The following is a 5,171-nucleotide window of genomic DNA, read 5'->3' as shown; positions in this document are numbered from 1 at the left end:
GAGAAGACCGCCCGGACCTTCCGGACGATCAACGGGGTCCGGTACTCGATACCAGGCGACTGGTGCATCGTCGAAGCCGACGGCACCCTGACCCTGCTGGGCCGCGGCTCGGCCTGCATCAACACCGCGGGGGAGAAGGTTTTCCCGGAGGAGGTCGAGGAGGCGCTGAAGACCCATCCCAGCGTCGAGGACGCCCTGGTGGTGGGTCTTCCCGACGAGAAGTGGGGCCAGGCGGTGACTGGCGTCGTTCGCCTGGCGGAAGGCGCGAGCCTCGACGAAGAGGCGCTTCGAGCGCACGTCCGCAGGACGCTGGCGGGTTACAAGACTCCAAAACGGGTCGTCGCTACGGATCAGTCAATCCGCGCCAGCAATGGCAAGGCCGACTACGCCACCGCCAGGAAGATCGCGGAGACCGCCCTGGTCTGAGGTGCAGGCGTTCAGCGTCTCCGGATCTCCATCGGAAATCCGGCGCGCGAGGAACCCGCCGCCCGGTCGAGGTCCAGCCAGCCGGAAGGGTCGCCCGCCAGGGTGGCCCGCCAGAACGCCGCCTGCAGAAGCCTTAGGCGTTCGGCGGTTCTGCCCAGGACGGGTTCCTGGTCGGGCGCATCGAAGTCACCGTGGCGAAAGCCATCCAGGATCGCGGCGTACTTCCGCCCAGGCCGACTGCGCTCGAAGGCCTCCAGGCGCCAGGATGGAGGTTCGCCAGCCGCGCCGAAATCCCGGCTTCCCGTAATCGAGAAGAGCGGAAGGGTCATCTTTTCGAAGGCGCCAGGGGCGAGGCCGAGGCGACCTGACCCCTGTCCGCTGATCACGATGCCGCTGCGGAATCCCACCGGAAGGGGTGGCGGGGGCGATGGCGAAAGCCTTGCTCCACAAAGCACGAGGGTCAGGTAGGCGCCAAAGGAGTGAACGGCCATGCCCATCCGTGCCGGGTCGATCCGCTCGCGGGCGGCCTCCGGCAGGCGGTTGTCCCGACTGCGGACCAGGGCCTGCAGGAATCGGATGTCTGCAAGGCGGCTGCGGAGAAACGCCGGGCGCTCGAGAACGGCCGCAAGGCCTTCGCCGGATCTTCCGCCAGATGCACCGGCAAACGCCTCGCGCAACGCCCGGGCATCGTCTGAAGCCAGCCCGGGATCGGGTATCTGGAGCGAGTCCGAATGGGTCGGGTGGATCACGACCAAGCCGCGGGATGCCCAGAGCCTGCCGGTATTCGCGAAGGCCGAGAAAGACCCCCCGAAGCCATGGCTGAAGAAGACCACAGGCCATGCGCCAGGAGCTTCTGGCAAGTAAATCCTGGTCGGAATGGTGCGCCCCCGGCTCGGATCGACCAGGTCGACGCGGTCAAGGGTCCGGACCGCGTTCTGCAGGTCGGAAGGAAGTGCAAGGGCGGGGGCGGCCTGCAGGAGACGGCGACGACTGAACATGTCGGGCATTTATCCGTTCAATCCCGAAGGGCGCCAGCCCTGGCGCCTGGCTGGCGTTCCCTCGCTGGCTCGGATAGTGCGGTCGCAAGGAGTCCCGACATGTCAGAACCCTCCGGAACGCCGTTTCTCCGCCTGCTGGAATCCCTGTCGCCTGAGGAGGGAGGTCTCGGCATCGACCTGCCTGGCGACTGGCTACAGGGCCGCACGGCCTACGGTGGTCTCACCGGCGCCCTTTGCGTCGAGGCGGCCGCCCGCCTGCATCCCGACCTGCCGCCCCTGCGCAGCGCCCACTTCGCCCTCGCGGGCCCTGCCTCCGGGCGGCTCCTGGTCAACGCCTCGGCAGTACGTCGGGGCAGGTCCGCGGTGGTCATCGAGACCTCCGTAACGGGCGAGGCCGGACCCGCCGCCCGCGCCCTTCTGACCTATGGCGTGGCGCGGGAGTCGCGTGTCCAGCGTGCTGGCGATCCGCCTCCCGAGGTCTCGCACCCCGAGACCTGCCCGGTTTTCTTTCATGAAGAGAGGCGACCGGGGTTTTCCCGTCACTTCGATGTCCGCCTTGCGGCGGGCGCCCGCCCGCTGACCCCCGGGGCTGAACCACACACCTGTGTCTGGATCCGCCACGGCGACGGCGAGACGCCAGAGGGACTGGCCGCCCTCGTGGCCCTGGCCGACGCCATTCCCTCGCCCGCCCTGGTGCTGTTTCCGGAGTTCGCACCGTTCAGCACCATGACCTGGTCGCTGGACATGACGACGGCGGAAATCGCCAGTCCGTCGGGGTGGTGGCTTCTTGACAGCCGGATCGAGGCGGCCGGCGATGGCTATGCAACCCAGGACATGCGCCTCTGGAACGGGGAGGGCGAGCTGGTCGCCCGCGCCCGCCAGATGGTCTCGGTTTTCATCTGACCGGGTCCAGTCCCAGCCAGGTCCGCACCCGGGGAATTCGCCTCAGGACCATGAGCTCCGCCAGGGCCACGACGATCAGGCTGACGCCGAGCACCGGCATGAAGATCCCGAGTCCGATGATGGCCAGCCCGACGCCACGGGCGGCGTTCAGGTTGGTCAACCGCTCCGGCGCACCGAGAACGCCCTCCGGCCCCCTCCGCCGCCACATCACGATCCCGCTGATAGATAACAGAACGAGGCCGGTTGCGGCGACAAGGCCCAGGATCTGGTTGGCCAGACCGAACAGCTGGCCTTCGTGGGCGGCGATCCCGTACCCGATCGCCTGGTCGATCGGATGCTTGTCGCCAAAGGCCTCCTGTCCCGTCACCTCACCCGTCGCGGGATCGAGAGTCATCACGACCCTTTGCGGGCGATTCGGGGTTTCCGAGCGAACCGTCCAGACGGGCGATGACCGCCATCCCCCGCCAGGGGCTGGCGGGGCGATCAGGACCGGAGGCGGCAGGTCGAGCCGGGCGACACTGGTCGCCATCCTGTCGAGCGAAGCCGCCGGCGTCGCTCCCGGACCTTGCGCGGAATGAGCCGAAGCAACGGAGTGCCCCCCGTGTTCACCAGACCCGTCCGCCTTGCGGCCGGAGGACCATTCCTGAGACGCCGCCAGGGTTCCTGTCGCCCGTCGAACCTCCTTGAAGGCGTCATTCCAGACCGTCGTCCAGGGCAGGCCGGTGAGGAGCAGGAAGAGGGCGAGGCCCGAGATCCAGAAACCGGTCACGGCGTGCAGGTCGCGCCAGACAAGGCGTCCGCCGAGGCCAAGCCGGGGCCAGATCACCCCACCCGGGCCCCGCCCGCCGCGAGGGACCCACAGGACAAGCCCGGTCAGGATCATCACCACCGCCCATCCAGCCGCCAGTTCAACCAGGATCGAGCCCCGGTCGCCCATCAGGAGTTCGCCGTGAATCGTCTTGATCACCTCCATCGGCCGGTCTGCTTCGCGCTGCAGGCCAAGGACGACATTCGCCTCCGGATGCACGAAGGCGATCAATGGACCGTCCGGTGTAGACAGTATGATCCGCGCGGCATCGTCGGCCTCGCGCCGCACCTCGTAGAAGCGAAGGCGCGATCCTTCCGGCGCCGCCGCCAGGGCCGCCTTGACCTGGGCTTCCGGGCTCCGTGGGCCGCCCTCGATGACCAGATGGTCGTAGGGGGCGTCGAGGAAGGCCTCGACCTGCGGCTTGAAGAGGTAGGCTGCTCCCGTCAGGGACAGGATGATCACAAACGGGATGCAGAAGAGCCCGGCGTAGAAGTGCCAGCGCCAGACCGCGCGATGCGCGAGGATGGCGCGGCCGTGACGGGCGTCCTCGGCGCCCGCGGGCGGGGTTTCGGCCACGGCGCTCACCAGCGCCCCCGGAGGTCGACAACCAGGGTTCTCTGGGGCAGGGGGTGGGCGACATAAGCCTTGTCGTTCAGCAGATTGTCGATCCCGATCCCCAGCTCGGCATGTTCGCCGATCTCGACGGTCACCCGTCCGTCGATCGTGAAGTACTCGCTCTGGAAGCCGAATGCGTCTCCCCGGGACAGGCCAAAGAGGTCGGAGTTGGGACGGGTGGCGTAACGCCAGCCGAGGGCGGCGCGGGCGCCGTCCGAGATCCGGTAGCGGATCGAACCGTTCGAGCGCCACTCGGGGATTCTCGGGAACATCCGGCCCTCGGCGGCAGGGGCCGAGGCGTTGCTGACCGTTCGCGCATCCATCCAGGAGACATTGGCGTCGACGTCGAGCCCCTCGAAGACAACGTCTCGGGCTTCGGCGATCAGCTCGACGCCGACCTGACGGACCCGGTCGACATTCTTGAAGGACGAGACAACCTGCCCGAACGGATTGAGGCCCTGGAAGCTGAAGATGGCGTCGTGGACGTCCTGCAGGAAGACCGAGCCGGTCACCCGGACGTCGCCGAAGCTGCGCCTCAGGATGAGGCTGGCGTCAAAAGACGTCTCCGGCCTCAGGTTGGGATCGAAGCTATGCGGATCGATCTGCTGGGTGATGTCGTCAATGCGTCCCTGGAAAAGTTCGCCCACTGTCGGGAACCGGGTCGCTGTGCCCAGGCTGAGCTGGACCTCCCAACCCGCCGCCAGTGGGCCCTGGAAGCTGAGCTTCGGGCTGATGGCGCTGTCGCTCCGCTCCGGATAGTCGTCGTCCACCCTCCGGCCGGCGACCTGCTTGCCGATGCCGCCATCGTGCGCCTTCCAGGCGTCGTATCGGACGCCCGCGGTCAGGCTGTAGTCGCCCGGAAGAGAGATCTCGTCCTCGAGGAAGGCCCCGAAGGTCGTCGTCTTCCCCCAGGTGGAGGCTGAGAAGACCGGATTGGAGGCGTTCTTCCACGCCGTGGTGCTGAAGGTCTCGGACCTTGTCTCATAGAGGTTGGCGTCAGCCCCGAAGGCGACGGCGTGAGCGCCGAACGTCCTCTCCAGGGTCACGGCGCCCGTCCACCATCCGGGTTCCCGGGCCTGGGTCTGTGTCCCCGCGCCGTTGACCAGCCCCGTCGCCATGTCGCGAGAGGTCCGCCCATCCTGGCTCGCGATCCAGTATCGCGAGACGTTGGCCGACACCGCCCAGCCGACAGCCTCGCCGCCCGCCCGCAGGCCGGCGAGATACTCGGTTCGACGGGTCAGGGACTGGGTGAGGCCGGTCGCGTTCCAGGTTCGACCGCCGAAGGCTACGCGACCCTGCCAGACCGGTGATCCGCCAGCGTCCTTCAGGAAGGTCCGCGTGTCTGTGAGGTCCTGGTCGGTCAGCCAGGCGAAGCCCATGGCCTCCAGCGTCCACCCGTTGTCCATCTCCCAGCCGGCGCG

At 68.0% G+C, this 5,171-nt stretch carries 4 protein-coding genes and 1 pseudogene; 2 read left to right on the top strand and 3 right to left on the bottom strand.

Going from position 1 to position 5,171, the window contains the following annotated elements; all coding sequences use genetic code 11:
- Positions 1 to 426 (top strand): annotated as a pseudogene (locus INE98_RS03735) (acyl-CoA synthetase); the annotation flags it as partial.
- Between the two features lie 11 nt (positions 427 to 437).
- Here the strand turns inward: INE98_RS03735 and INE98_RS03730 are convergent.
- Complete coding sequence (locus INE98_RS03730; RefSeq protein ID WP_293536685.1) at positions 438 to 1,424, bottom strand: hypothetical protein; 987 nt, start codon at positions 1,422 to 1,424, stop codon at positions 438 to 440.
- Positions 1,425 to 1,523: 99 nt separating this feature from the next.
- Here INE98_RS03730 and INE98_RS03725 point away from each other — a divergent pair, with 99 nt between their 5' ends.
- Complete coding sequence (locus tag INE98_RS03725) at positions 1,524 to 2,327, top strand: thioesterase family protein (RefSeq protein ID WP_293536683.1); 804 nt, start codon at positions 1,524 to 1,526, stop codon at positions 2,325 to 2,327.
- Here INE98_RS03725 and INE98_RS03720 read toward each other — a convergent pair.
- On the bottom strand, positions 2,320 to 3,720 hold the full coding sequence (locus INE98_RS03720; protein WP_293536681.1) for a PepSY domain-containing protein: 1,401 nt from the start codon (positions 3,718 to 3,720) through the stop codon (positions 2,320 to 2,322). The two genes, INE98_RS03725 and INE98_RS03720, sit on opposite strands and share 8 nt — an antisense overlap.
- Positions 3,717 to 5,171: TonB-dependent receptor (locus tag INE98_RS03715; RefSeq protein ID WP_293536680.1), on the bottom strand; the 1,455-nt coding region annotated here is incomplete at its 5' end. The genes INE98_RS03720 and INE98_RS03715, both read right to left, overlap by 4 nt.

Origin of the sequence: Phenylobacterium sp. (genome assembly GCF_020253645.1) — a bacterium.
Taxonomy (GTDB): domain Bacteria; phylum Pseudomonadota; class Alphaproteobacteria; order Caulobacterales; family Caulobacteraceae; genus Phenylobacterium.
This window is presented reverse-complemented; position numbering and strand designations above follow the sequence as displayed.